Annotated in this window: 21 protein-coding genes; 5 read left to right on the top strand and 16 right to left on the bottom strand. The window is 45.1% G+C overall.

Annotation, left to right across the window (positions count from 1 at the left end):
- Window positions 1–123 precede the first annotated feature (123 nt).
- On the bottom strand, window positions 124–1,011 hold the full coding sequence (locus tag LIN78_RS00820) for a LysR family transcriptional regulator (protein ID WP_227177536.1): 888 nt from the start codon (window positions 1,009–1,011) through the stop codon (window positions 124–126).
- Window positions 1,012–1,109: 98 nt separating this feature from the next.
- Here LIN78_RS00820 and LIN78_RS00815 point away from each other — a divergent pair, with 98 nt between their 5' ends.
- Window positions 1,110–2,039, top strand: a complete 930-nt coding sequence (locus LIN78_RS00815; RefSeq protein WP_227177534.1) for an AEC family transporter — start codon at window positions 1,110–1,112, stop codon at window positions 2,037–2,039.
- Window positions 2,040–2,048: 9 nt separating this feature from the next.
- On the opposite strand, the gene LIN78_RS00810 is transcribed toward LIN78_RS00815, so the two are convergent.
- From LIN78_RS00810 to LIN78_RS00745, 14 genes are all read right to left on the bottom strand, one after another.
- Complete coding sequence (locus LIN78_RS00810; protein ID WP_227177532.1) at window positions 2,049–3,041, bottom strand: LysR substrate-binding domain-containing protein; 993 nt, start codon at window positions 3,039–3,041, stop codon at window positions 2,049–2,051.
- Between the two features lie 184 nt (window positions 3,042–3,225).
- On the bottom strand, window positions 3,226–4,338 hold the full coding sequence (gene gbcB, locus LIN78_RS00805; RefSeq protein ID WP_227177530.1) for a glycine betaine monooxygenase reductase subunit: 1,113 nt from the start codon (window positions 4,336–4,338) through the stop codon (window positions 3,226–3,228).
- Between the two features lie 2 nt (window positions 4,339–4,340).
- A complete protein-coding gene (locus tag LIN78_RS00800) occupies window positions 4,341–5,699 on the bottom strand; it encodes an MmgE/PrpD family protein (protein WP_227177529.1) in 1,359 nt (452 codons plus the stop codon).
- Between the two features lie 106 nt (window positions 5,700–5,805).
- Complete coding sequence (locus tag LIN78_RS00795) at window positions 5,806–7,017, bottom strand: aromatic ring-hydroxylating oxygenase subunit alpha (protein ID WP_227177527.1); 1,212 nt, start codon at window positions 7,015–7,017, stop codon at window positions 5,806–5,808.
- 214 nt (window positions 7,018–7,231) lie between these two features.
- Window positions 7,232–8,140: a LysR substrate-binding domain-containing protein gene (locus LIN78_RS00790; RefSeq protein ID WP_227177525.1), complete on the bottom strand. Its 909-nt coding sequence runs from the start codon at window positions 8,138–8,140 to the stop codon at window positions 7,232–7,234.
- A 106-nt stretch (window positions 8,141–8,246) separates the two neighbouring features.
- Window positions 8,247–9,866, bottom strand: a complete 1,620-nt coding sequence (locus tag LIN78_RS00785) for a methyl-accepting chemotaxis protein (protein WP_227177523.1) — start codon at window positions 9,864–9,866, stop codon at window positions 8,247–8,249.
- A gap of 27 nt (window positions 9,867–9,893) precedes the next feature.
- Window positions 9,894–10,664 (bottom strand): transporter substrate-binding domain-containing protein, encoded by a 771-nt coding sequence (locus tag LIN78_RS00780; RefSeq protein ID WP_227177521.1) that lies wholly within the window; start codon window positions 10,662–10,664, stop codon window positions 9,894–9,896.
- Window positions 10,665–10,791: 127 nt separating this feature from the next.
- Window positions 10,792–12,114, bottom strand: a complete 1,323-nt coding sequence (locus LIN78_RS00775) for an NAD(P)/FAD-dependent oxidoreductase (RefSeq protein WP_227177518.1) — start codon at window positions 12,112–12,114, stop codon at window positions 10,792–10,794.
- Between the two features lie 15 nt (window positions 12,115–12,129).
- Window positions 12,130–13,011 (bottom strand): dihydrodipicolinate synthase family protein, encoded by an 882-nt coding sequence (locus tag LIN78_RS00770; RefSeq protein WP_227177516.1) that lies wholly within the window; start codon window positions 13,009–13,011, stop codon window positions 12,130–12,132.
- A 148-nt stretch (window positions 13,012–13,159) separates the two neighbouring features.
- Window positions 13,160–14,032, bottom strand: coding sequence for a glycine betaine ABC transporter substrate-binding protein (locus LIN78_RS00765; RefSeq protein WP_227177514.1), 873 nt, complete (start codon window positions 14,030–14,032; stop codon window positions 13,160–13,162).
- Window positions 14,033–14,107: 75 nt separating this feature from the next.
- Complete coding sequence (locus LIN78_RS00760; protein WP_227177512.1) at window positions 14,108–14,953, bottom strand: ABC transporter permease; 846 nt, start codon at window positions 14,951–14,953, stop codon at window positions 14,108–14,110.
- Complete coding sequence (locus LIN78_RS00755; protein ID WP_227177510.1) at window positions 14,950–16,236, bottom strand: quaternary amine ABC transporter ATP-binding protein; 1,287 nt, start codon at window positions 16,234–16,236, stop codon at window positions 14,950–14,952. Before LIN78_RS00755 ends, LIN78_RS00760 begins: the two co-directional genes overlap by 4 nt.
- A 328-nt stretch (window positions 16,237–16,564) precedes the next feature.
- The gene (locus LIN78_RS00750; protein ID WP_227177508.1) at window positions 16,565–18,061 is read right to left on the bottom strand and encodes an aldehyde dehydrogenase; all 1,497 of its coding nucleotides are present in this window, start codon (window positions 18,059–18,061) and stop codon (window positions 16,565–16,567) included.
- A gap of 51 nt (window positions 18,062–18,112) precedes the next feature.
- The gene (locus tag LIN78_RS00745; protein ID WP_227177506.1) at window positions 18,113–18,835 is read right to left on the bottom strand and encodes a GntR family transcriptional regulator; all 723 of its coding nucleotides are present in this window, start codon (window positions 18,833–18,835) and stop codon (window positions 18,113–18,115) included.
- A 229-nt stretch (window positions 18,836–19,064) separates the two neighbouring features.
- On the opposite strand from LIN78_RS00745, the gene LIN78_RS00740 reads away from it, so the two are divergent.
- The 4 genes from LIN78_RS00740 to LIN78_RS00725 are packed head-to-tail and all read left to right on the top strand — an operon-like array spanning window position 19,065 to window position 22,791.
- The gene (locus LIN78_RS00740) at window positions 19,065–20,078 is read left to right on the top strand and encodes a GlxA family transcriptional regulator (protein ID WP_227177504.1); all 1,014 of its coding nucleotides are present in this window, start codon (window positions 19,065–19,067) and stop codon (window positions 20,076–20,078) included.
- A gap of 18 nt (window positions 20,079–20,096) precedes the next feature.
- Window positions 20,097–21,080, top strand: coding sequence for a GlxA family transcriptional regulator (locus LIN78_RS00735; protein WP_227177502.1), 984 nt, complete (start codon window positions 20,097–20,099; stop codon window positions 21,078–21,080).
- Between the two features lie 14 nt (window positions 21,081–21,094).
- Window positions 21,095–21,955 carry a DMT family transporter gene (locus tag LIN78_RS00730; RefSeq protein ID WP_227177501.1) on the top strand — a complete coding sequence of 287 codons (861 nt, stop codon included), beginning with the start codon at window positions 21,095–21,097 and terminating at the stop codon, window positions 21,953–21,955.
- Window positions 21,952–22,791, top strand: a complete 840-nt coding sequence (locus tag LIN78_RS00725) for a DMT family transporter (RefSeq protein WP_227177499.1) — start codon at window positions 21,952–21,954, stop codon at window positions 22,789–22,791. Before LIN78_RS00730 ends, LIN78_RS00725 begins: the two co-directional genes overlap by 4 nt.
- A gap of 9 nt (window positions 22,792–22,800) precedes the next feature.
- Here LIN78_RS00725 and LIN78_RS00720 read toward each other — a convergent pair whose 3' ends face one another.
- Complete coding sequence (locus tag LIN78_RS00720; RefSeq protein ID WP_227177497.1) at window positions 22,801–23,772, bottom strand: helix-turn-helix domain-containing protein; 972 nt, start codon at window positions 23,770–23,772, stop codon at window positions 22,801–22,803.
- Window positions 23,773–23,797 lie beyond the last annotated feature (25 nt).

Genomic DNA, 23,797 nt, shown 5'->3' with positions numbered 1-23,797 from the left:
CAATTGTTATGCCTGATATTTAATCAATATATGGTCATTTTTCGCGCGTGAAGCACCATAACAGCACTTAAATGACAAGCGGGTCATCAATTTGGTGCAATCCAACTAATTGTCAGTAGATCACTAGATAGGCTGGTATGTTTGGAAACATTGCTTGGCACTATTGAGGCTTGGATTATCGTTGCTTGTCAGCCAAATCGCCCCTTGTTCGACCATTTGTTTAGACGTGAGCGGGATGAATACAGCACCAGCCAACTGCATTTTACTCATGGAATGCGGCACAATTGCAACGCCCAACCCTTCTGCTACTAAATTTACAATGGTTTGTTGAAGGTGTGTTTCAAACTTCACATTTGGCTCGAAACCGCCCTCTAAACAGCATTGCCACACAAGCGTATGTAAAGCTGGCGCGGTGCGAGAAGGAAAGCTAATAAACACTTCATCACGAAGTTGATGAGGTTCTATTTGGCCTGCTGCTGCGAGTGGATGCGTAGCCGGGACAACGGCGCATAAGGGCTCTCTAAACAAGGCGTGATAGGAAAAACCAGAAGGTTTTTGCCAAGGGTAAGCAACACCGCAGTCTATTTCGCCAGCCAGTAGAGATTGATTTAAGGCACTTGGTAGTAATTCGATGAGCTTCACATCTATCAGCGGAAATGCTTCGCTTAATTGGCGAATAAGCCCTGGTAACACGCTCCAAGCCGCACTCATGGTAAATCCAATGGTGAGCGTACCCTTTTCTCCTCTTGCTACTGCTTGCGTACTATCGATAAGCGACTGATATTGATTGAGTAAGCGTTTGGCCTCTTGGTAAAAATGTGCGCCAGTTGGGGTGAGCGCAACATGCCGGGTAGACCTTTCTAGCAATACAACACCTAAAGCAGATTCAAGCGAAGCAATCTGCCTTGATAGCGGTGGTTGAGAAATATGAAGCTTTGCTGCCGCCAAACCAAAGTGCTTGGTTTCGGCAAGGACAACAAAGTAATTAAGCTGTCTTAGGTCAAATTTCATTCATACCTTTTCTGCATGAATTAATCATTAAATAAGTATTGGACGGTATTTATCTTAGCAAAATACACTGCGCAAATGTAATAATTAGTTGACTAACTATGCTGCTTTTAATAAACACCTTGCTTCCTATTTTTGCTCTCTTATTGATTGGGTATGCATGCCGGCGATTTGGCTGCTTGGGGGAGAATGCCTCTGTCGAATTAAATCGGCTAGTCGTATGGTTGGCGCTGCCGGCCTTATTACTAAAAGTCACAGCAACTACGCCGCTTTCAGAGATTGGGAACGTTGGCTTTTTAGCAGCACTGACGATTAGTAGTGGCGTAGTGTTTATTGCAACGCTAGTGTATCGACTAAAGAAAAACAAACAATTAGCCGATGCCAGCATTGATGGACTATGTGCGTCATACGCCAACACGGGGTTTATTGGTATTCCGCTCTGCATGCATATTTATGGAGATACAGGTGTACTTGCCGCCATTTTGGCAACTTTAGTCGTTGCTTGCGTATTGTTTGCAATTGGGATTATCTGCATTGAAGTGGGTACGCAAACGCATACACACTGGTTTGCATCATTCAAAAATGTGAGCCAATCTTTACTTAAAAACCCGCTGGTCGTTAGCCCATTTGTCGGCATGTTTCTTTCTGGCTTTCACATTACCTTACCAGAGCCCGCAATGACCTTGATTACCTTACTTGGACAAGCAGCGACGCCATGTGCGCTGGTGTCTCTTGGTGCCTTTTTAGCCCACAAGCAAAGGGGTAATAGTCGGGATGCGTATTTGCTGGTGTCGGCCAAATTAATTATCCAGCCGCTAATTACCGGGGTATTGGTGTATCACGTGTTTCATTTGCCACCTGTATGGGCAAATTCAGCGATTTTACTGAGTGCGCTACCAACGGGCACCGGCCCATTTATGTTAGCAAGCCACTACGTAAGAGATGCGACCACGGTATCTAGCACCATTTTACAGACCACGGTAGGATCGATTGTATCTGTATCGATGTGCTTATTATTGTTTAACCGTTAAGACGTATATTTACGCTTCGTCATTTGGCCAATCAACCATCATCTCGCCGACTTCTGCGGTAAGCCATGATTTAAAGTTTTGAAAATCTTCCCTGACTTTTGAGTTTTTGTTTGTGACTAAATAATGGTGACGATCTTTAAACTCTAATACCGCATCAACAGGGCGGACTAAGCTCCCTTTTTCGATTTGCCGATGGACCAAATGATGCCAGCCAAGCACGATCCCCTCACCAGCTTCTGCCATTGAGATCAACAAGCGGTAGTCATTGCTTTCAAATGGCTCTTCGGGTTTAAAACGCCCTGCGTCACTGGTATTTTGAAACCAATTACGCCATACCCGCCAATCGACATGCTCACATACTTGGTCACGGCCAATAATAGAGAGATGCAAAGTGGGGTAATTAAAGATATCCAGCGGCCTTTTGATGCCGCCCTGAATGTTATTTTCGTTAAAAGACGGACTACAGACAGGATAAACAATATCGTGAAATAGATTTTCTACTTCGTATTGTGCTGCGGTGACAGGTGGGTTTTTGGTAATAATTACATCCGGTTGTACCAAACCCTCTAGTGCCATGAAGTTATCCGTCACCGTGATGTTTAGCTTGATAGACGGAAAGGCTTTCCGAAAAGATGCCAGCCTAGGGGATAACCACAAAGCAGAAAATGAATAACTCACACACAAATTTAAGGATTGGTGCTGAGAGCGTCTCACCACATCGGCTGCAGAAGCGATGTTCATAATTGAGAGATAAGACGCGTTATATAAGATGCGCCCTGCTTCGGTTAATTTGATGGTACGGCCTGTACGATCAAATAACTCCACTTCTAGGACATCTTCTAACTCTTTGATTTGTCGGCTAATTGCTGCTTGCGTCACGCATAAAATTTCAGCCGCTTTGGTGAAACTTTCATGTCTAGCTGCGGTGACAAAACACTTCAGTGCGCGAAGTGATGGCATCTGAGCGAGCAATCTATCGGTGGAGAGTTGCTTGGTCGACATGGCGAGTCCTAAAGAAAAAGATCAATTAGCGAAAGAATACTTTACTGACTAGCTAGTATTCTTTTTCTGATTTTTAACACAATTTCTCACATTTGTCGTTAATTGCAGCCGCCTTAAAATGGTAAAAAAAACCCTTTCACAGGAGAGGAAAGGGTTAAAGAAGTGTTCTAAAGCGAGCGAAAGCTTACAACTCCACCTCTAAATTGGTTTTCACTTTTGAGCAGCAGCTGAGAATATAGCCATCTGCAATTTCATCCTCTGTTAGCCCGCCGTTATCATTCATTTCCACTTCTCCGCAGAGTACCTTTACGCGACAAGTTCCACAGATACCCATGCCACAGGCTTTAGGAATATTAATTCCCGCCTTGCTTGCCGCGACATGGACAGTGGTTTCTGCTGCGACAGTGACCGACTTCCCATTTTCAGGAAAATTCACCACAAAGCCTGCTACCTCGGTATGGTCGCCGGCCTCTTCATGGCGATTGGCATGCGCTTCTGCTTCGGCAATGTCTTCTGCAGGCGTCGCACCAAAGGATTCCTCATGATAGCGGCTCATGTCAAAACCTGCCGCTTGTAAGAGTTGTTTTACCGCACGCATATAAGGCGTTGGGCCGCAGCAGAAGACTTCTCGCTCAAGAAAATCTGGCGCGATTAGTTGCAACATGGCGGTTGATAAATAGCCACGATAACCGCTCCAAGCCTGCCCAACTTCATTTTTCTCGCAAATGAGGTGCAATTTGAAGTTTTCGATGCGGGTAGACATGTAATCTAGTTCGGCACGGTAAATGATATCCCGTGGGGTTCTCGCACTATGGGCAAATACCATGTCGACATCTGAATTGGTATCAAAGAACCATCTCGCCATCGACATTACTGGCGTAATCCCTACCCCACCCGATAACAGTAAAACTTTCTTTGCGGGATAATCGATGCAATTAAACTGCCCGACAGAGCCATGAACGGCGAGTTCGTCCCCTTCTTTTAGGTTATCGTGCAGCCAATTTGACACGACCCCACCCGGCACCCGTTTGACGGTAATCGAAAAGCTGTATGGAATAGAGGGTGCGCTAGAAATTGTGTACGAGCGCATCACGCGCTGACCATCAATATTTAGCTCTAGCGTGACAAACTGCCCTGGCTTAAAAAAGAACAGTACCGGTGTCGGCATACTAAAACAAAAGGTACGCACATCATGCGTTTCTTGAATGACCTTGCGGCAATTCACCACATGACGGCCATTCGTCCATGTCTGTGTATTCACGGGATTCAGGTATTCTGCACTCGTTAGACTAATCATGATTATTTCCCTTCATCAAACGAATTTTCTTCGCTGAGTACCAGATTAAAAAGAGGGGCGCACGATGGGCTAGATGGCAAGTTAGCAACTAGCTGCTCGATAGATTGGCGGTGAGCAAGTGATAAATTCACCCCCGCCATTTGATGGAATTTCTCAATGAATTCGGTTTGTGTAAATGGAACGCCAGGGTCTCCCTTTGCTGCTGTCGTTTCACTCTGAATAACATCGCCATTTTCTAAGGTAATGATGAGGCGGGATAAGATTTCTTCAGGAAAGCGCTTTGACAAATCATCCGCCTCGACGATGTCAATTTTCTGGCTAAATTGGCGAATATCCTCGGCATGGATGGCATCCCCCGTTACCTCGGATGGACCAACTTGCCCACGACAAAAATAAGCGGCTAAGGGAAAGGCTAGCCCATATTGCGCTTCATCTGCATTTTGTGGGTTATAGCCTTGCAGCCGCATAGATTCGTGAAAGGTCTCAACCCTAACCTGCTTGATATTGTCTGGTGTTAATGATGGGTGCGCTTTACGCAACTGCGTTGCAGCCGTTAAAGCGGGTTGCGCCCAACGGCAAACTGGCCAAGGTTTAAAATACTGAGCATCTATTTCCCATCTCTGCCCTAAATCTTGCCAATACGAGGCAACACGATCCTCTTCTACCGTTTCTGCTGGCGCCCCTGTGACGCCGGCCATTGCCATGAATAACGCATTGATGCCCGCATATGCACCTGCACCATGCGCATCTCGTAACATAGATGGGTAATCTACCAAACGCATCATGGGGCAACGTGGGCCAAAGTATTCGGCAATCCCCATTGCGTGACGGAATGTTATTTCATCTAGCCCCAGCAATTTGGCGCCACCACACACCACACCAATGCCAGAGAAAGAACCCGAGGCGTGATATTCTGGCGCAGTCGCCATTAGGGCCACACCTGCCCGAAGCCCTGTTTCGTAAGCGATTAATAACGCACTTAAAAATTGTTCGCCGCTAATCTCATGTCCTTGTTTTCGATAGGCATCGGCCAAGGCAATTAGTGCTGGGACAACGGTCGCGCCAGCATGGCCTTTAGAGGTGAAATGCCCCTCGTGTGCATCAAGGCTATCCACACAAAACCCACCCGCCCAAGCGGCACCCATCGGGTGTACAGATCGACCATCGAACAATAGTCGACTAGCCAATTTGCCAGCCGGATAATGCTCATGCGCATAGGTGCGTAGACGTTGGCTTGTTTCATTATTGCTTGCACCAGCAGCGACACCAATAATATCTAGTAAACTATTGAGGACTAGTTGCTGGGTGTGTTTTGGTGCATCGGAAAATTGGAACCCTTGGATAAACTCATAAAGGGACATGAGACTCTCTCCCACAAAAGGTGGCGACAGAAAAGAAATGAGACACCAGATAGAATCACGCCAAGATGACGGTCTGAAATCCGGCATCTTGGCGTTGCTAGATCGCTTAATCTGCGATACGGCTCTTCATGGTATTGCAGTACCAATCATCAAATTGGCTTGGGCCATTTTCTGCAACGGCAGAATAATTGCCTGCTTGGTATGCAGGAGAACTAACACCAGCGTGGGTGCCTTCTACTAAGCGGCGATCTTGATCATTGGTAGCAATCCACACTTCAGTCAGTCTTGTTAGATCGTAATCCACACCTTCCACTGCATCTTTGTGTACCAACCATTTGGTAGTAACCATGGTTTCACCTGGGCCTAGCGGTAAGACACGGAAACTCAGCGCATGGTCACCTAAGAAGTGGTTCCAAGTAGATGGGTAATTGAAGTAAAGCAAGGCACCAATATTTTCGACACCACTCTTGTCTAGTCGACCATTTACCGCTGGCTTACCATCCATGGTGTAGCTAGACGCATTAGCAGAAAGTGGAATACGGGTAATGCGGTACTGGCCATTGTCTGACATCACCATTTGACTTGGTAAACCAGCTGTTTCGCAACGATCCCAGAACGCCGATAGCTCTGGATCACTATCGTCGGCAACACCCGCAACAGATAAGTTTTCAACAAATGAATTGAGCAGCTCAGGATGATTGCCTTCGCAGTGATAGCATTCGCGGTTGTTTTCGAACACCAGTTTCCAGTTGCCTTTTTCAACAATTGTGGACTCGAAAGCAACTTTACAGTCTGCCAAGTTGTGCGGGGAAACAAATGGGGTTAGTGCTTTACGGAAGCCCTCAAAGTCTGGTGCGGTTTCTGCGACACAGACATAGATATACGTTTCAACGATTGCCGCGTGAACTTGCTTCAAACCATGGCTTTGCGGATCAAATTCATTACCCATATTGCCAGCAAATTGCAATTTACCTTCTAAACTAAATGTCCATTTGTGATATGGGCAAACTAATTTAGCAGACTTGCCGCTACTGCTATTACAAAGCTTAGAGCCACGGTGTGGACAGACGTTATGGAATGCGCGAATTTCGCCATCTGTTCCACGAACAATCACCACTGGGAAATCGCCTACTTGTAAGGTGATAAATTGTCCGGCTTTTTCTAATTCGAAGGTATGACCAGCGAAAATCCATTCTTTGTGCCAGATTTGCGCTAAATCTTCACGATACACATCCGGATCGGTATACAAAGCACCAGATAATACTTGGCGTGGTTGACGTTGCTTGATTAAAGATATCGTTTTTTGTTGGGTGGTCATTTGTCTCTCTCCAAGAGGTTGTGATCATTTCGCCAGCACGGGATTTGTCTTGCTGGTGGATGGATCACATTCTTGGAGAGGCCGAAAAAAGCGTCAACGCGCTATATTTTCTGAGTGGCATTACTTTTTGTTATGCGACAAAAAAAGAGATTTTCCCATTTAAAAAGTAAAAATTTAATTATTTAAAATCAATTGGTTAAATAAAAATCAATTCTTAAGCCTCTTGGCGTAACCACTCAATCGCCGACTCAATTTGCCGCGAATAAATTTCGCCATGTGGTAAAACTGCATAATATTTATCAGGTACTTTGAGCGAAAATTCGGACAACCGCACCAACTGGCCGGCATCTAGATAGGGTTGCAGCAAACGCTTCCAACCCAGCGTAATGCCTACCCCGTGCAAAGCTGCGTTAACTGCATCGGTATAGAGACTACATCTAAGGCCGTAGTGTAGCTTTTGGTTCTTTAAACCAAACGCCTGAAACCAACTATCCCAGCCTAACCAACCGTCAAATGTTGGGTCATTATCGATTAATGGCATCGCCGCCAGATCGGCAAGTGTATGTGTGTCCGGATGGGCGGCTTTCCACGCGGGCGAGCACACCGGAAACACTTCTTCATCAAATAAGCAATACGCGGTGCCATCACTCCATTGACCATCACCATACCGAATAGACAAATGAAATCCATCATTTCGCATATCTGCTGCAAACTTTTGCGTCACGATTCGCAGCGAAGCGTCTGGAAATTGCTGCTGATAATTGGGCAGCTTGGGCAAAATATAGAATTGAGAAAACGCGGCGGTCGATTCAATAATGAGTTCTTGATGGCTAGAACCAAGAGAAATATGGTCATACGCCGTGGCAATTTTCTGCATCGCCTCAGCAGCTGCGGCGTACAGAATCTCCCCTTCCCGAGTCAGTTCAATCGCACGGTAAAGCCGATTAAACAGCGACACACCTAAATCCGTTTCTAAGGATTTAATTTGTCGACTCACCGCTGCCTGGGTCAGCCCTAGCTCATGCGAGGCTTTCGTAAAACTACTTAATCTAGCGACCGCTTCAAACTCTACAATTGCGGTTAGAGAGGGAATAATCCGACGATATCCACGCGAACTCATCATCCACGCCTTTCTTTTAAAACGTATTCACAATCAATCCACCTGATTTGTATTGGGAGTCGAATGCATGGTGAACACAAGAGTAAACGCCGTGCCCACCATGCGCGGGTTATCCCAAACGATATTGGTCGAGAATATCAATTTGCCGGTTAGCCAGCGTCGTCAGGTTATTTGCCAAAGACGTGGTTCGATGCGCGGCTGCGCTTGCCTGATCGGTCATTTGTGCAATGATTTCTACTTGCTCGGCAATATTCGTACTCGCCGCTGTTTGCTCACGCAATGCAGTAAACATCTCGTTCACTTTAGTGACTGTCTCTAATGCAGACTCTCCAATCTGCAAGATGGCTTTATCTGCATCATCTGCTCTAGCCACGCCAGAGGTAACGATTTGATCAGTTTGCTTGGTCTGTTGGCTAGCGGCTAACGAGCAATTTCGCATCGCGTTAATGGTTTCGGCAATTTCTTGCGTTGCTGTCGATGTTCTTTCTGCTAAGCGCCTTACTTCATCTGCAACCACGGCAAAGCCACGTCCTTGCTCGCCTGCTCTCGCCGCTTCAATCGCTGCATTTAAGGCAAGTAAATTGGTTTGCTCGGCCACTTCACGAATCACAGAAACAATCGAATTAATTTTGGCACTTTGCCCATCTAATTCATTAATGGCTAAAGAGGTTCTGCCAACGGTCTGTGCAATCCCTTTAATATCCGACACCGTATTGGCAATAGTAACAGAACCCGATTTTGCCAATTCGCCAGCGTTTTCTGCCATTTGCAGCATATCGCCAGACTGATTGCTGACTTGGGTAATGCTGACCGACATTTCTTCAACGGTTGCGGCCACATTGGTTGTTGCTTCATTCTGAGTAGAAGTTAATTCTGCGACCTGATTCGCTGTTGTCAGTAATTCGCCAGCGGCCTCCGAAACTTGGCGAGAACCTTCTAAAATGGTTCGCAGATTGGTTTGCACCCTATCCAGAAAGGTATTTAGCAGCACAATCGTTTGGTCTACCTCCGTTTTACCGCCAGCTTTAGCGCGGTAGGTAAAGTCTAGCGACTGAGAGATATGGGTAATGGTCTGTTGAATGGTTTGTAAACCCGCTTGAAGAATCCGGTAAACACGCAACGAAGCCAATCCTATCACCACCATAATCACCCCGAGTAAGACCAAGGTAAGCTTCATAGCTAGTTGGCTGTTTTTCTCGGTTGTTTGGCTTTGTTGTGTAGCTATTGCCTTTTTATCGTTAAGTTGTTTATTCAGTAACGATAACAGCATATCGACTTTTTGCTGGGTATCCCCCGTGGCAATCATCGCCGCCGCATCAAAAAAGCCGGCAGTTGATTTCGCTAACGCTTTATTAAAGCTATCAGAAAAAGCGGTATACGCCGTTTGTAAAGACGTCGCAGAGGCTTTTAACGCTTCATTTGCCGCCATTTGCTGCTGATATTTTTGCAAATTCCGATCAAGCAACAAGCGGTTATCCGCGATTACTTTCTCGTACCCTTTTTTCTTACCCGCATCCGTTTCTAGAATATGCGTCAGCAAATTTGCTCGCAGCACTTGCACGCCAGTTTGCATATCTTTTAACGCCTCTAAACTAGGCATTACTTCTTGATACGCAAAACCAACCTCATTATTTAAGGAACGAATTTGTAGCACGCTCCAGCCACCAATTCCTAAAAAGGCAATGAATACGCCAAGGAAGGTCAGTAATAATCTAGTTGCAATCTTCATTCGTCTCTCTCCTACTTACGTCTGAAACTAAAAACCGTAAATATCAAAAATGAAGTACTTATTCATAATATCTCGGTACGAGCCATCTTTGATTACGGCATCAATTGCTTGGTCAAACTTTTGTTTTAATTGGGGATTTTTCAGGTTAACGGCAATACCTTCTCCATCTCCAAGATACTTAGGTTCGATAATTGGAGAGCCAACCAAGTCCATCCCACTCCATTTTTTCTGAGTGATATGGCCGTCATAAGCAGAGATCAGATCATCTAAGAGAATGTCTATCTTCCCACTTTGCAAGTCGGTATACATCTCATCTACTGCGGGGTACTCTACAATCTTGATGGATTTATTCGATCCGTATTTGCCATTCATATAGTTGCTATAAATGGTGTTACCTTGGACACCCACCGTCTTATTGCTTAAATCCATTGCGGTGACATACGTAGTTAAAAACTTCTTCTTTTTAGCGACAAATGATCCACCCACCCGCATATATCGTTTGCTAAATAGCACTCGTTTTTGGCGTTCTGGGATAATGGCCATTGAGGTTGCAATTGCATCAATTTTGCCGGTTTCAACAGCAGGGATCAGGTCATCCCATTTGATAATGACAAACTGGCACTTTTCCTTCATGACATCACAAAAACGCTTTGCCAAATCAATGTTAAAGCCAGCAGGCTTTCCGTTTTCTAAGTAATCAAAAGGAGGAAAATTCCCAATCACGCCGAGTTTTAAGTCTTTGGCGATCACGCATTGGGAAATCAGCATGCCGCTGACCAAAAGCCATTTCATTTTCATGTTTCTGCCCCCTGAACTGCTTGCTACCGCTAAAAAAAAGGTGCATCCCTCGGATGCACCTGAACCCCCTCACAACTGCTGCATGTGAGTACTACTTAAACCTAAACAACCAACCAACAAACAAACATTACATTTCAATGCCAGCCATTTTTTCTTTAAAGGCAATCGCCGCTTTCACGGCCACGCCAGAAAAAGGCTGAAGTGGTAATGTTTTTGGCGTAGGAATTTTGAGTAAATGCTCGATCAAATCGTTGGGTTGGCCGAGAACATATTCCGCCAACAACTTCCCAGCGGTAGAACCACGGCTTAAGCCCAAGCCATTACAGCCAATCGATTGATAAACGTTTTGATCTCGCTTACCAAAATACACACCATTATTTGTGGTTAAACACAACGCGCCACCCCAGGTGTATTCAAAATTCACTTGGCTAAGCATAGGAAAGCGACGCTCAAACGATCGCTGATGCAAATGACGCGATTCGGCCAAATCTTGTGCAGATAACACAACACCCGGACGATATGAGAAATGGTTACGAATACAAATACGGTTAAAGCCAAGACGACGAACGGTTGTGCCCATTGGGTCTGCGGGAATAAGCGCCCAAGAGCGTTGCCCACCAAGTTGCAGTACTTCTTCATTCGTTAGTTCACGCGATAAAGACGCGTAGGTGTACACCGGCAGTAAGCCATTTTTACGATCTGCTGCGTAAGCGTTAGTACACAACAACACTTGTTTAGCGGTAATGCTGCCAGACTGAAAACGCAGTAATTGCACACCGCGTTGATTCGTCATTTCTAGCACTGGGCTTTCTTCAAATACGCTCACATTCGCCGGCATATTTAAAGCAAGGCCACGCATGAGTGCGGCAGGTTGTGCGGTACTACAGCCAGGGGTATGCATCCCCCCTAAATAAAAGTCAGATCCAGTAACACCTTTGATCGCGCTTTTATCTAGCATCGTAAAAGGCTCACCAATCCGTTTTAATCCCTTGGTAAAAGATTCAACGGCTTTTTCGCCTCTCGGATTGGCCCAAGCGTGAAATTTCCCCTCATCACGCCAGTCGCAATCAATCTGATGTGCCTTCACAATCGACCGAACATAATCAATGCCGTGTCGTTGAAAACGCACATCCGCTTGATCTTCCTCTACGCTTTTTGAGTAGCTATCACTACTAATATCGTGAGGAAGATCAACAAAGAAACCCGAATTTCGTCCTGCTGTACTTCGTCCAATCCGATCTGCCTCGACAAGCGCGATCGTCGATTCCGGTGATAACTCGGCCAAACGTCTGGCAGCACACAGACCTGTGATACCGCCACCGATCACCACATAATCAAACGTTTGCTGACCTGAATAACGCTTTGCCGGCAATGGCTTGGCGAGAATTTCCCACCAGCCATTTTGACCGTCTGGCGCAGGTAGCTTTCCAAAATCGAGTTTCTGGTTCATATAAACAGCCCGTTATTATTTTAGTAGCGGAAGTACCACTGCTTTTAGAGACTCTTTTTCTGCTTCGGTCAATGCGCCTAGTGGTTCACGCGCCAAGCCAACTTCTAAACCAGCTAGTTCGCAACCGTAACGCACGTACTGAATAAATTTGCCACCTTGCTCTAGCAACTCTAGAACTGGCAACAATTTGCGCATTAGCGCACGGCCAGCAGTGAAGTCACCTTTGTTGACGCAAGTGTCTAGCATTTCTACGTGTAGCTCTGGCAAGAAGTTGCCCGCGCCACCAAACCAGCTCTTACCGCCCCAAGCAAAGAATTCAAGCGCTTGGTCATCCATACCGCAGCTCACAGTGAAGCGATCACTGTAATGCATCATCAAATGATGTAGATGAGAGATATCGCCAGTACTTTCCTTCATCGCGACCACGTTTTTACGTTCCAACATGGTTTCTAGTACAGCATCACTGATTTCAGTACCGGTACGTGCTGGGAAGTTGTACAGCATGATTGGCAGATCCACTGCGTCATCTACTTTTTGCAAATGCGCTAGTAGTTCGTCTTGTGTTGGTTGTGCGTAGTAAGGCGCAGCTACTAGCACAGAATTAAAGCCTGCTGATTTTGCTGCTTTACCCAAACGGATCACTTCTGTGGTGGTCGTTGCGTTGATACCGGCGATAAGGTCAATTTTGCCGCCAACAGCTGCTGCAACGGTATCAAAGGTTTTTAGACGCTCATCAAAACTCAGCGCATAGTATTCACCAGTTGTGCCACCAACACCTAGGCCAGACAATCCACGGCCAGATAGATTTTGCGCATGAGAAGCCAATTTGGCATGATCGATTTCGCCATCGGCTAAAAATGGGGTAACTAACGGTACGTGTACGCCGTGAAAATTCATTGTAATCTCCTTGATTAACTTCACTAGACCGTTAGCCAACATGGCGTATGGTCTATCTCTATTTAGCGAGAAGAACTAACGATGTATTGTTAATTCTTCTGACTAAATAGGCCAAACCAGGGGGCGACAGCCCCCTGAGAGGCAAAGATTACTTAGCCAACCATGCTTTTACTTTTTCTGGATGTGCATCAACAAATTTCTTCGCAGCAGTGGCGTAGTCGTTTGTCGAGTTACCTTCCATTTCAACTGCTTCTACATCAGCCAAAGTCATGTTGAATTTCTTCATCATGGCGTGAGCTTTAGGGAACTTCTTACCGAACTCTTTAGAACCAAATGCGTGGATGGTTTCTTCTCCGCCCAAAGTACCTTTCGGATCTTTTAGGTAACGCATTTTGTACTTCTGGAACAACCAGTGTGGGCTCCATACAGTTGCAACCACCCACTCTTTTGCTGGGTAAGCACGAGAGATAGAAGCCAACATGCCTGCTTCAGAAGAAGACTGTAGTTTCATGTCTAGGTTATAAGCAGAAATAGTTTTTTCTGAAGCTTGCATCAAACCACCACCTGGCTCGATACCTTGAATAGTGCCTTTTAGCTTCTCTTTCACTTCTGGCTTGCTCAAATCAGCAATAGAAGACAATTGTGATTCAGGGATATACGCTGGTACTGCCCAACCGTTTTTACCGCCTTTGTAAATCACACCAACATCTTCCATGTCGTTTTTGTAACGAGCAAAGTAAGTTGCGTGAGTCACTGGCAACCAGCCACCAACCATCAGATCCAAGTCGCCGCGAGCAACACCTTGGTACTGAATACCGATGTCCGCTTGAACAAACTGAACTGGCTGTTTCAGTTTGGTTTCCATTACGTATTTCACTACGTTAGCCACGGCCAATACGTCGGCCCAGTTAGTAGTAGCGATTTTCACTGCCGCTTCTTCCGCTTTCGCTACCTGTGCGGTCAATAAACCTAGGGTACAAACAGCAGCTGCGCTAGCTTTCATTGCGAATGACTTAAACATCAGACTATCTCCTGTCTAAAATGAAACTACTCTTAGTGAAACAACCACTTCTTTGCGACACATTTGCTACTAAAATCAGGCTTTTACCTTTTTCTTTTTCTTTGACTTCACGCCAAAGCTTTCGGTAATGCGATCCAAGATGATGGCCAACAACACCACCCCCAAACCACCCTCGAAACCAATCCCGATATCCAAACGCTGAATACCGCTAATTACGTACTCGCCTAAACCACCGGCACCAATCATCGAAGCCACCACCACCATCGACAGCGCCATCATGATGGTTTGGTTAACACCTGCCATGATGGATGGCAGCGCATTTGGCAACTGAATGTTCCATAAAAGTTGTAGATCGGTACTACCGAATGAGCGACCGGCCTCCACCAACTCTTCACGCACTTGTTTGATACCCAAGGTGGTCAGGCGAACCACAGGAGGCATTGCGAACACAATCGTTGCGATGACTGCAGGTACTTTGCCTAGACCAAACAAAATTACGGCTGGAATCAAGTACACAAACGCTGGCATGGTCTGCATAAAATCCAGTGCAGAACGCAACACCACTTCAACTCGTTTGTTACGTGCCCCCCAGATACCTAGCGGAATACCCACCACCAAGCTAAAGAAGGTAGCGGCCACCACCAGCGACAAAGTCGAAACGGTCTGATTCCACAAGCCCATGTACTGAATACTGCCAAGTGCTAAACCTGCGAAAATGGCGAAGAACACGCCTTTACGCCAAACGGCTAGGCCAACGATCGCTACCAACATCACGTAAAATGGAATCGCAGCAATCGAAATTTCGAACAAATGAATCACTGCGCCTAAACCCGCTGAAAATGCATCGAACCAGCTTCTAAAATGCATAAACAAGAAGTTAACGAAGCTTTCTACGCTTTTACCGATAAATGATGAGTTCATGCCTCTCTCCTTTGCATGACTTGTTTCAAAATAGCGCGGCAAGAAATCACGCCAGCCAATCCACCGTTTTCATCTGTGATTGGTACATCGTGTTCTTGCTGCAAGGCGATATGAGATAACTCATGCAAATCAGCCTTGATAGAAACAGGGAAAACATCACTTAAGAATGCATTGGTAATGGCCGACTGACCGGCTTTACGTAAAGAAGCTGGAGTGACACAGCCAATGTATTTGCCGGCGTTGTTACACACGTAGCCACATTCCGCACCGGCATCAATCAGCTGATCTGCAAAGCGATCTGCAGATGCAGATTCATCACAGACAATTTTTCCACCTGCGTGTACTGGCACTAATAAGCTATTGGCTTTCAGGAAGCGAGAGACATCGACGTTTCTGAAGAAATCACGAACATAGTCATTCGCTGGGGATTGAATCAATTCAGCTGGCGTACCAACTTGCACAAGTTGGCCATCTTTCATCACACCAACACGACCACCAATTTTGATGGCTTCTTCAATGTCATGAGAAATAAATACAATCGTGCGTTGCTCGTCTTTTTGTAAACGTAGCAATTCGTTTTGCATTTCAAAACGGATAAGTGGATCAAGCGCAGAAAATGCCTCATCCATTAATAGAACAGATGGGTTAACCGCTAGCGCACGAGCAAGACCCACACGTTGCTGCATACCACCAGAAAGTTCACCTGGGTAAAGGGTTTCGTACTTGCCCAAGCCCACGCGTGACAATACTTTGCGTGCAACTTCGTAACGATCAGATTTGCTAATACCCGACACTTGCAAACCGTAGCAAACGTTATCGATCACGGTACGGTTTGGTAATAATGCGAAAGATTGGAAAACCATCGACATTTTTTTGCGGCGAACTTCACGCAATTCTTCAGTCGACATAGGGGCAATGTCTTTGCCTTCTAAAATTACCTGGCCGGAAGTTGGCTCGATCAAGCGATTTAGCAAACGAACCAAGGTAGATTTACCTGAGCCAGATAAGCCCATGATCACAAAGATCTCACCTTGCATCACGCTCAAACTAACATTGTCGACGGCGACCATATTGCCAGTTTGTTCAAAGATCTCATTACGGCCCATGCCTTGCTTAAGCATTTCCATGGCTTTTGCTGGGCTCGGTCCAAATACTTTGCAAAGATTCTGAACTTTTAATAATTCAGTTGGACGAACTTGAGCAACTTCATTTGCAAAACTATTTCCGCCAATTAGCGAAGAAGCCTTTTCCATTTCCGAAGTTATATTTAACGCTGTTGTCATTCTTGTTTCCAATTTTCTACTTTGGAGATATTTAAAACATTTCCAAATTTTGGTAAGCAGTAATACTAAAAATTACAAACGCATTAAAAAGAATCAAACAGATTGACTACTCAAAAAGTAAATATCTTTAGTGCTGTTTAATCTTTATGTGAGACTAGTTTACCTACCGTTAAATACGGATAAAAGATACTTTTCTTTACCTTTTGCCCTCACTTTTGGTTATGAGTCGGCTAACTATTTAGGGAATATCACGTAGAAATTGGACGAAAAAAAAGGCCCCGGTTGGGGGCCTTTAACTCCATCGCTTTGTGTACTGCAGGAGAGAAAATTAAACCTCTTCTTCTTCAGAAGTATTCAGATCCAACCAGATGGTTTTCAGCTGTGTGTATTGGTCATGAGCGTGAACAGAGTTATCACGACCACCAAAGCCAGACTGACCAAAACCACCAAATGGTGTAGTGATATCACCCTCACCAAATGAGTTAACAGTAACAGTACCAGCACGAAGTGCACGTGCAGCACGCATTGCGCGGGTACCATTATCTGTAAATACAGATGCAGCCAAACCGTATACAGTTTCATTTGCAATTTCAATTGCTTCTTTAAAACTATCTACAGTAATTACAACCAGAATTGGCCCAAAAATTTCCTCTTTAGCAGATTTCGCAGAATTACTTGGTACATCAATAATAGTTGGTTCTACATAACGGCCATCATGTGTTTTTCCGCCATATAAAACTTTACCATCATCTAAATAAGAAGAAACTTTTTCATAATGGCTTTTTGATACTAATGGGCCAACACGGAATTGAGGATCTAATGGATCACCAACTTTCCATTCGTCTGCATATCCATATACTTTTTCAAGTAATTTATCTTTAATATCTTTATGAACAATTAATCTAGAAATTGCCGAGCAATTCTCGCCCATATTCCAGAATGCACCGTTCACGATATGCTGAGCCACTGCATCGATGTTCTTCACGTCGTCCATGACAACGCATGGGTTTTTACCACCCATTTCCAAGACGACTTCTTTGAGGTTGCTTTCTGCAGAGTATTGCAAGAAACGACGACCTGTTTCAGTAGAACCGGTGAAAGACACTGCATCAATATCCATGTGGCGACCGATTGGCTCGCCAACTTCACGACCAGAACCAGTCACGATGTTTAGCACACCAGCAGGAACTCCAGCTTCTAGCGCTAGTTCAGCAACACGAATAGCTGTTAATGAAGTTTCTGCAGCAGGCTTAATCACCAAGGTACAACCGGCAGCCAATGCTGGGCCAATTTTCCAAGCCATCATGAGTAGAGGGAAGTTCCAAGGCAATACTAAACCGACCACTCCTACTGGCTCACGTACAACCATAGCTAGGTGGTTATTAGAAGCTGGAGAAACTTGATCGTAGATTTTGTCGATCGCTTCTGCATGCCAGCGCAAGCAGTTAACGGTTTCGTGCAAATCAACCAATTGGCAATCGTAGATTGTTTTACCGCTATCTAAACTTTCCATGACGGCAAGTTCAGTTGCGTTTGCTTCAATTAATTCAGCAAGTTTGATCAGTACTTGTTTACGGCTAGCAGGATGCTGTTTAGACCAACGACCATCTTTCCATGCGGCTTTTGCGCAAGATACCGCGTAATCTACATCTTCTGCAGAACATGCTGGTAGGCTAGCAAGCACTTCGCCGGTAGCTGGGTTGGTTGTTTGGAAAAGCTTTCCAGATTTTGCTGAGTATGGCTGGCCATTAATGAATGACTTGCTAGGCAGCACCAGCTTCTCAGCAATCTGGTAATAAGCTTCTTTGGTAAGCAGTGTGGTCATGCGACTCTCTCCATAATGAAAGGCGCTTGCCCACAGTTGAACTCACGCCAATTAAAAATCAGTCGGTACTTCAATGCCTTCCGGAGCGACAAACATTGCCATATTCCGTCTAGACAACTCAAAGTGTTCCTTTACAAGGTCAGCAGCTAGCGGAGCATTCTTACTCTCGATTGCAGCAATAATCTCATCGTGCTGCTTCACTGCCGACGCTAAGTCTTCATGCATGGATGCCGTATGTGGTTGATAAAACGTTTTTCCCAACCTGGCATGATCAATCAATAGTCGTTTCAAACTTGGCATCAAGTAGGCATTTCGTGCCATTTTCCCAATCAGCAAATGAAACTGATCGTTGTAGAAAACCCTGTCATTGATGCTATTGCTAGCCACTGCTTCTTTAAACTTTTCTTGTATCTGTCTTAATTGCGCGATTTCATCTTTGGTCGCGTTTAACGCGGCCAACTTAGTGGTCGCGATATAAATTAACGGTGCAGCTAAAAAGAAATTCCTTAACGAGGAATAATCCATGGTGGCAACGCGTGCACCACGGTTTGCTTCTAATTCGATATAGCCTTCTGCTGCTAATTGTCTTAGCAACTCTCGAACGGGGGGTCTAGACAATCCAAACTCATTACTAAGGGCTGACTCTTCTAACACCGCGCCGGGTGCGAGTTCCATCGTAATAATTCTTTTCTTCAGGATTTGTCCCAGCACTAACTTACGATCAGCGCCTTGTGGTGCATCTTCTTGCAAAAAATTCACCTCGTCATTGTCCATGACACGTTCTCCGTGAGTGATCACATCGTATGTCTACATTTTGTAGACGTCAAGTATTTTTTATGTCTATCATTACCATACTTGGTCAAATATGTTCAAATCACCAACAGTAACGCAGGGGATAAAAGCAAATTTGATCTAGCAAAGAAATGCATAGAAAGTGTTATTAAACAGTTAGTTACATAACATCTTCTTCCTTAGTTTGGTATTTTAGGTGTTGGTATAAACAATGAAGCATGAATCCGCTTTTCAACCTATAAGTGGTAACAGCAAGCCAAAAGTGCTTACTGTTGGTTTTTTACTCGCACCAAATTTTACCTTAAGTGCCTTTTCTAATTTCATTGATGCGATACGAATTGCTGCAGATGATGGGGATTTAAGCCGCCAAATTCATTTTGCGTGGGATGTCATTAGCCACGACAATCAACCCATCAAATCTAGCTGCAATATCAAGGTGGTTCCGACCAGAACCATCTATGAAAAAAAACACTACGATTACTTAGCTGTTGTTGGTGGCTTACTCCACGCCAATCATAAGCTACCCAATCAAAGTATCGAATTTATCCAAGAGGCAGCTAAACACCAAAGCAAGATTATTGGTATTTGTACTGGCTCTTTCATCTTGGCTAGAGCGGGTTTACTCAACCAATCCAAAGTCTGTGTCAGTTGGTTTCATCATCACCAATTCATGCATGAGTTTCCGCTCTTAAAAGCAAACTCCGACAGCCTATATACCATCGACAACCAAATGATCACCTGCTCGGGTGGTATTGGCGCACTCCATTTGGCTGCGCACTTAATTGAGTTACACCGTGGCAAATATGAAGCCGTGCAATCTCTGCGCATTTTGCAGTCAGACTTTCCCTTGCCTGCGCAAACACTACAACCACCGCCAACAACGGTGACGTCTGCACGTAGCCCAAAAGTAAAAAAAGCGATTTTATTTATCGAAAAAAATATTCGATCCCCCCTATCGATAGAGGAAATCGCGAACAACCTCAACCTAAGTACGCGTCATCTAGAGCGTCTATTTATGCGAGAACTGAATATCAGCCCCACCCGGCTGTATTTGAAACTGCGATTAGGACATGCCGCAACCTTAATCAAAACGTCTACCCATAGCATTTCTTATATTGCCTCGGAATGCGGGTTTATCGACCTTTCGCATTTCTGTCGATCGTTTAAAGAAGAGTTTGGCCTAACCGCCTCTGAAGCAAGACAACAAAGTAACCATGTACAGTAATTTGATAGTAGAGAAACCATGAAACAAGCCCCTATTTCTCTCGGATTTATCCTGGCGCCAGAGTTTACGCTAAGTGCTTTCTCGAACTTCTTAGATGCGTTTCGTCTAGCATCAGACGATGGAGATGCCAGTAGGCAAATTCGTTTTAAGTGGGATGTGATTTCCCCGAATGGTCATTACATCAAATCGAGTACGGGCATTGAAGTACTGCCTACTGCCAAGCTAGATAGTGAAGTGCATTATGACTATTTGATTGTGGTGGGGGGCGTTTTACGCTCGCATCTTCATTTAGATGAAGATCTTACCCGCTTTATGAAGCATCACTTTATTCAGAAAACGCCAATGGTGGCGTTATGCACAGGTACGTTTCTGTTAGCGAAAGAACAGCTGATTAATGGTTTTCAGGTGAGTGTAAACTGGTTTCACATTAATCACTTTAAGCACGAATACCCGTTAGTCGATGCGTCTTGTGATCAACTCTATATCCATGATCGCCACTTGTACTCTTGTGCAGGAGGTGTGGGGGTTGCACAGTTAGCCGCGCACCTCATTGCGCTACATTACGGCAGAGAAATTGCCGAAAAATCGCTTCGCATTATGATTGAAGACGTCAAGCCAGATGGAAAAAACAAACAACCGTCTCCTATTCTCGTGAATCGGGTCAATAACCCTTACGTGAAATCAGCGATGAGCATCATTGAAAAGAACCTGAAAGACCCCTTACCAATTGACGCCATCGCCAAACGGATCGACCTCAGCACCAGACAACTAGAACGCTTATTTTTAGCAGAAACCAACATTACCCCAACGGCTTACTCGCTAAAGGCTAGACTCAACCTCGCGTTAAAGTACCTGCTAAACACAGACTATTCGGTCAATCACATCGCACAGGAAACAGGGTTTATCTCTAGCTCTCACTTCTCTAAAGCATTTAGAAAAGAATACAACTTATCCGCCACAGAAATGCGCAAGAAGTCATCTTGCCTGCCGATACCAGAGTAGAAAGCTAGCAGTAAATGAACATTATCCTATTGGTGATCGCCTCTCTCTGTTTTGCACTATCAGACGCCTACGCAAAACAACTAGGACAGCATTACGATGCATTGCAATTAGTCTGGATGCGTTACGCCATTCCCTTTTTGATTCTGCCTTGCTTATTGCTCAGATCTGGCTTCAAAAAATCATTCGGTAGTAGTAATTACCGCATGCAAATTATGCGGGGCTTTGCCATTTTGGCATCTGCAATCCTATTTATCATGAGCCTGAAACGGATGAACATAGGCGATGCGACAGCCATCGCCTTTTTATCGCCGGTGCTCATTGTGATTTTGGCTTTCGTGTTTTATCGGGAAAAAGTCACTTGGCTCGCATGGATAGGAGTCGTGATTAGCTTTGGCGGCGCGCTTGTGATCTCTCCGCCAAGTTTTGCTGGTGGCAACATTGCCATGTTATTCCCAGCAAGCTCTGCCTTATGCTGGGCGTTAGCCGTCTTATTCACACGCCGTTTAGGTGGAGTGGACAGCAGTACCATCACACTAAATTGGACATTTTTAATTGGCTTTATTATTTCAACGGCCATTTTAATCGGTAATCCAATTACAATTTCAAAGATTGGCGCTCAAGAAATCCTCATGGGTGGGCTATCTACCATTGGTCAGTTCTTAATTATTCTCAGTTATAGTATTGGGAATGTTTCCCGCTTAGCACCGCTTTCCTATATTCAAATGTTTTGGTCTGTCGTTGCCGCGTGGATATTCTTTACAGAAATGCCGGATAAAAGCTTTTGGATAGGATCGGCATTTATTTTAGCGGGTAGCTATTTATGCCTGCGCCAACCTAAAAACATCGCACCAGCGCACCAAGGAAACGTAGGATGAACATCCTCCTTTTAGTCATTTCAACCTTTTGTTTTGCAATGTCGGATGTGTACTCAAAAAAACTAGGCGCGGAATATGGCGCGTTTCAACTGGTATGGATGCGTTATGCGGTGCCTTGTTTGCTCCTATTATTGGTCGTCCCCAAAAGAGGGTTACGTCTTTCTTTTAAAAGCCAACACCCCATCTTACAGTCATTACGTGGCCTAGCCGTATTGGGCTCTGCTATTTTCTTTATCACCGCCCTTCCATTAATGAATATGGCAGATGCCACGGCAATCTTCTTTTTAGCGCCTATTCTCATTGTTATCCTTGCCTTCTTTTTCCAGAAAGAACATGTGAGCTTAAAAGGCTGGTTAGGCGTGGCAGCGGGTTTTGCTGGCGCCATGATTATCTCCCCACCGCAGTTATCTGCTGGCGGGCTTGTCATCCTTCTGCCATTAGCCTCCGCGTTATGTTGGGCCATTGCGGTACTCATCACCAAACGGCTAAGCGATAGTGATGGTGGATTAGTGACGTTAAATTGGACATTTTTTATTGGCTTAGCCGCCATTACACTTTTAGCAGCTGCCGAACCGATCCCCAAGGTCATCCTAGGGTGGGACGAATTAATCATGGGGATGCTAGTTACCGCCGCGCAGGGCATTTCGATTTTGTGTTATCGAATGGGAAATGTAGCCAGACTCGCGCCCTTTTCTTATAGTCAATTGCTGTGGGCAGCCATGCTTGCGTGGATTTTCTTTTCCGCCCCACCAGCAGCGCCCTTTTACATTGGCGCCTTGCTGATTGTGGCGGGTAGTTATTTCTGTTCACATCGCCCACCGAAGTTGGCAAGCTAGAGAAAGAAATTACTTAAATTTCTTTTGGGTGATGGAAGGTAGTTCGCCAAATAGCTTGTAGTAGTCTTGCGCGAACGCACTAAGATGTAAAAATCCCCACTGCGTTGCCGCAAAAGTAACGGACTCTCCATTTAAGAGATCTGCTCTGACATGGTTTAACCGTACGGCCCTTAGATAGCTTACGGGGTTCATCCCTATAGCGTACTCAAAAGCATATTGGATGGTGCGTCTACTTAGATGCAAGGCAACGCAAAGTTCAGCAATGGATGTCACGCAAGTTTCAGGATTTTCTAATAATCGCTCTACTTGTTTAACAACTTGCCAGCTTTTCCGCAGCTTAAGGTCTTCTTTGATTGCATCGCTAGACGTGGTGATGGATTCAAGTAAACCAAACATCACTCGGCGCTCTAATTGTGATTGCCAAGAGGCTTGCAGCGCCATGTCATGCACCGGTAATTCCGCACTGATTTTACTAATCTGCTGAATCATATTACGAAGTTGAGTGGCAGCGTCTGGTTGCAACAAAATAGCGGGCGCACTCAAACTGGTCTGCAGTTGCTTAGCTAGGAGTTGGTTTTCCGTAGAACACAATGCTTTTGTTTCTAGTTCGATATTCGCAACGAGATGTTTTTCAGGAGAGACAAACTCAAAGTCAGAGAAACAAGAAAAAACATGCAGCGTATCTTTGCTGCTTTGTTCACCGCAAATATTGGCAGGGCCTTCTAACTCTAATGGAATACCAACGGCAATCGTACCCTCTGGCACTCCCCCTTTTTGCAAAATGCGGGTGTTAAGTGCCTCCACATGAATTCTCACCCCACTGAGTTGCGTGATGGCGGAAGCACCTTTAAATCGTCCAGAGGAAATTTGCTTGTATTGCAAATGCCAATCTGTAAATTGCAACGCCTGCTCTTCTAAATTTTTGCTCACCACGTACGAAGCGCGACGAGCGAGAGCCGTTAAATTTTCTACGAGTGGCATGCAGTGAACCCAATCAGAACAAATG

Origin of the sequence: Leeia speluncae, from assembly GCF_020564625.1 — a bacterium.
In the GTDB taxonomy this organism is placed as follows: Bacteria; Pseudomonadota; Gammaproteobacteria; order Burkholderiales; family Leeiaceae; genus Leeia; species Leeia speluncae.
The sequence above is the reverse complement of the archived record's forward strand: the minus strand, read 5'-3'. Positions and strand labels throughout refer to the sequence as shown.

Coding starts and splice junctions, on each gene's coding strand:
- LIN78_RS00800 (WP_227177529.1), bottom strand. CDS start 5,699: ATGTCCCTTTATGAGTTTATCCAAGGGTTCCAATTTTCCGATGCACCA.
- LIN78_RS00815 (WP_227177534.1), top strand. CDS start 1,110: ATGCTGCTTTTAATAAACACCTTGCTTCCTATTTTTGCTCTCTTATTG.
- LIN78_RS00735 (WP_227177502.1), top strand. CDS start 20,097: ATGAAACAAGCCCCTATTTCTCTCGGATTTATCCTGGCGCCAGAGTTT.
- LIN78_RS00740 (WP_227177504.1), top strand. CDS start 19,065: ATGAAGCATGAATCCGCTTTTCAACCTATAAGTGGTAACAGCAAGCCA.
- LIN78_RS00780 (WP_227177521.1), bottom strand. CDS start 10,664: ATGAAAATGAAATGGCTTTTGGTCAGCGGCATGCTGATTTCCCAATGC.
- LIN78_RS00770 (WP_227177516.1), bottom strand. CDS start 13,011: ATGAATTTTCACGGCGTACACGTACCGTTAGTTACCCCATTTTTAGCC.
- LIN78_RS00755 (WP_227177510.1), bottom strand. CDS start 16,236: ATGACAACAGCGTTAAATATAACTTCGGAAATGGAAAAGGCTTCTTCG.
- LIN78_RS00795 (WP_227177527.1), bottom strand. CDS start 7,017: ATGACCACCCAACAAAAAACGATATCTTTAATCAAGCAACGTCAACCA.
- LIN78_RS00725 (WP_227177499.1), top strand. CDS start 21,952: ATGAACATCCTCCTTTTAGTCATTTCAACCTTTTGTTTTGCAATGTCG.
- LIN78_RS00760 (WP_227177512.1), bottom strand. CDS start 14,953: ATGAACTCATCATTTATCGGTAAAAGCGTAGAAAGCTTCGTTAACTTC.
- LIN78_RS00810 (WP_227177532.1), bottom strand. CDS start 3,041: ATGTCGACCAAGCAACTCTCCACCGATAGATTGCTCGCTCAGATGCCA.
- LIN78_RS00820 (WP_227177536.1), bottom strand. CDS start 1,011: ATGAAATTTGACCTAAGACAGCTTAATTACTTTGTTGTCCTTGCCGAA.
- gbcB (WP_227177530.1), bottom strand. CDS start 4,338: ATGATTAGTCTAACGAGTGCAGAATACCTGAATCCCGTGAATACACAG.
- LIN78_RS00790 (WP_227177525.1), bottom strand. CDS start 8,140: ATGATGAGTTCGCGTGGATATCGTCGGATTATTCCCTCTCTAACCGCA.
- LIN78_RS00730 (WP_227177501.1), top strand. CDS start 21,095: ATGAACATTATCCTATTGGTGATCGCCTCTCTCTGTTTTGCACTATCA.
- LIN78_RS00720 (WP_227177497.1), bottom strand. CDS start 23,772: ATGCCACTCGTAGAAAATTTAACGGCTCTCGCTCGTCGCGCTTCGTAC.
- LIN78_RS00750 (WP_227177508.1), bottom strand. CDS start 18,061: ATGACCACACTGCTTACCAAAGAAGCTTATTACCAGATTGCTGAGAAG.
- LIN78_RS00785 (WP_227177523.1), bottom strand. CDS start 9,866: ATGAAGATTGCAACTAGATTATTACTGACCTTCCTTGGCGTATTCATT.
- LIN78_RS00775 (WP_227177518.1), bottom strand. CDS start 12,114: ATGAACCAGAAACTCGATTTTGGAAAGCTACCTGCGCCAGACGGTCAA.
- LIN78_RS00745 (WP_227177506.1), bottom strand. CDS start 18,835: ATGGACAATGACGAGGTGAATTTTTTGCAAGAAGATGCACCACAAGGC.
- LIN78_RS00765 (WP_227177514.1), bottom strand. CDS start 14,032: ATGTTTAAGTCATTCGCAATGAAAGCTAGCGCAGCTGCTGTTTGTACC.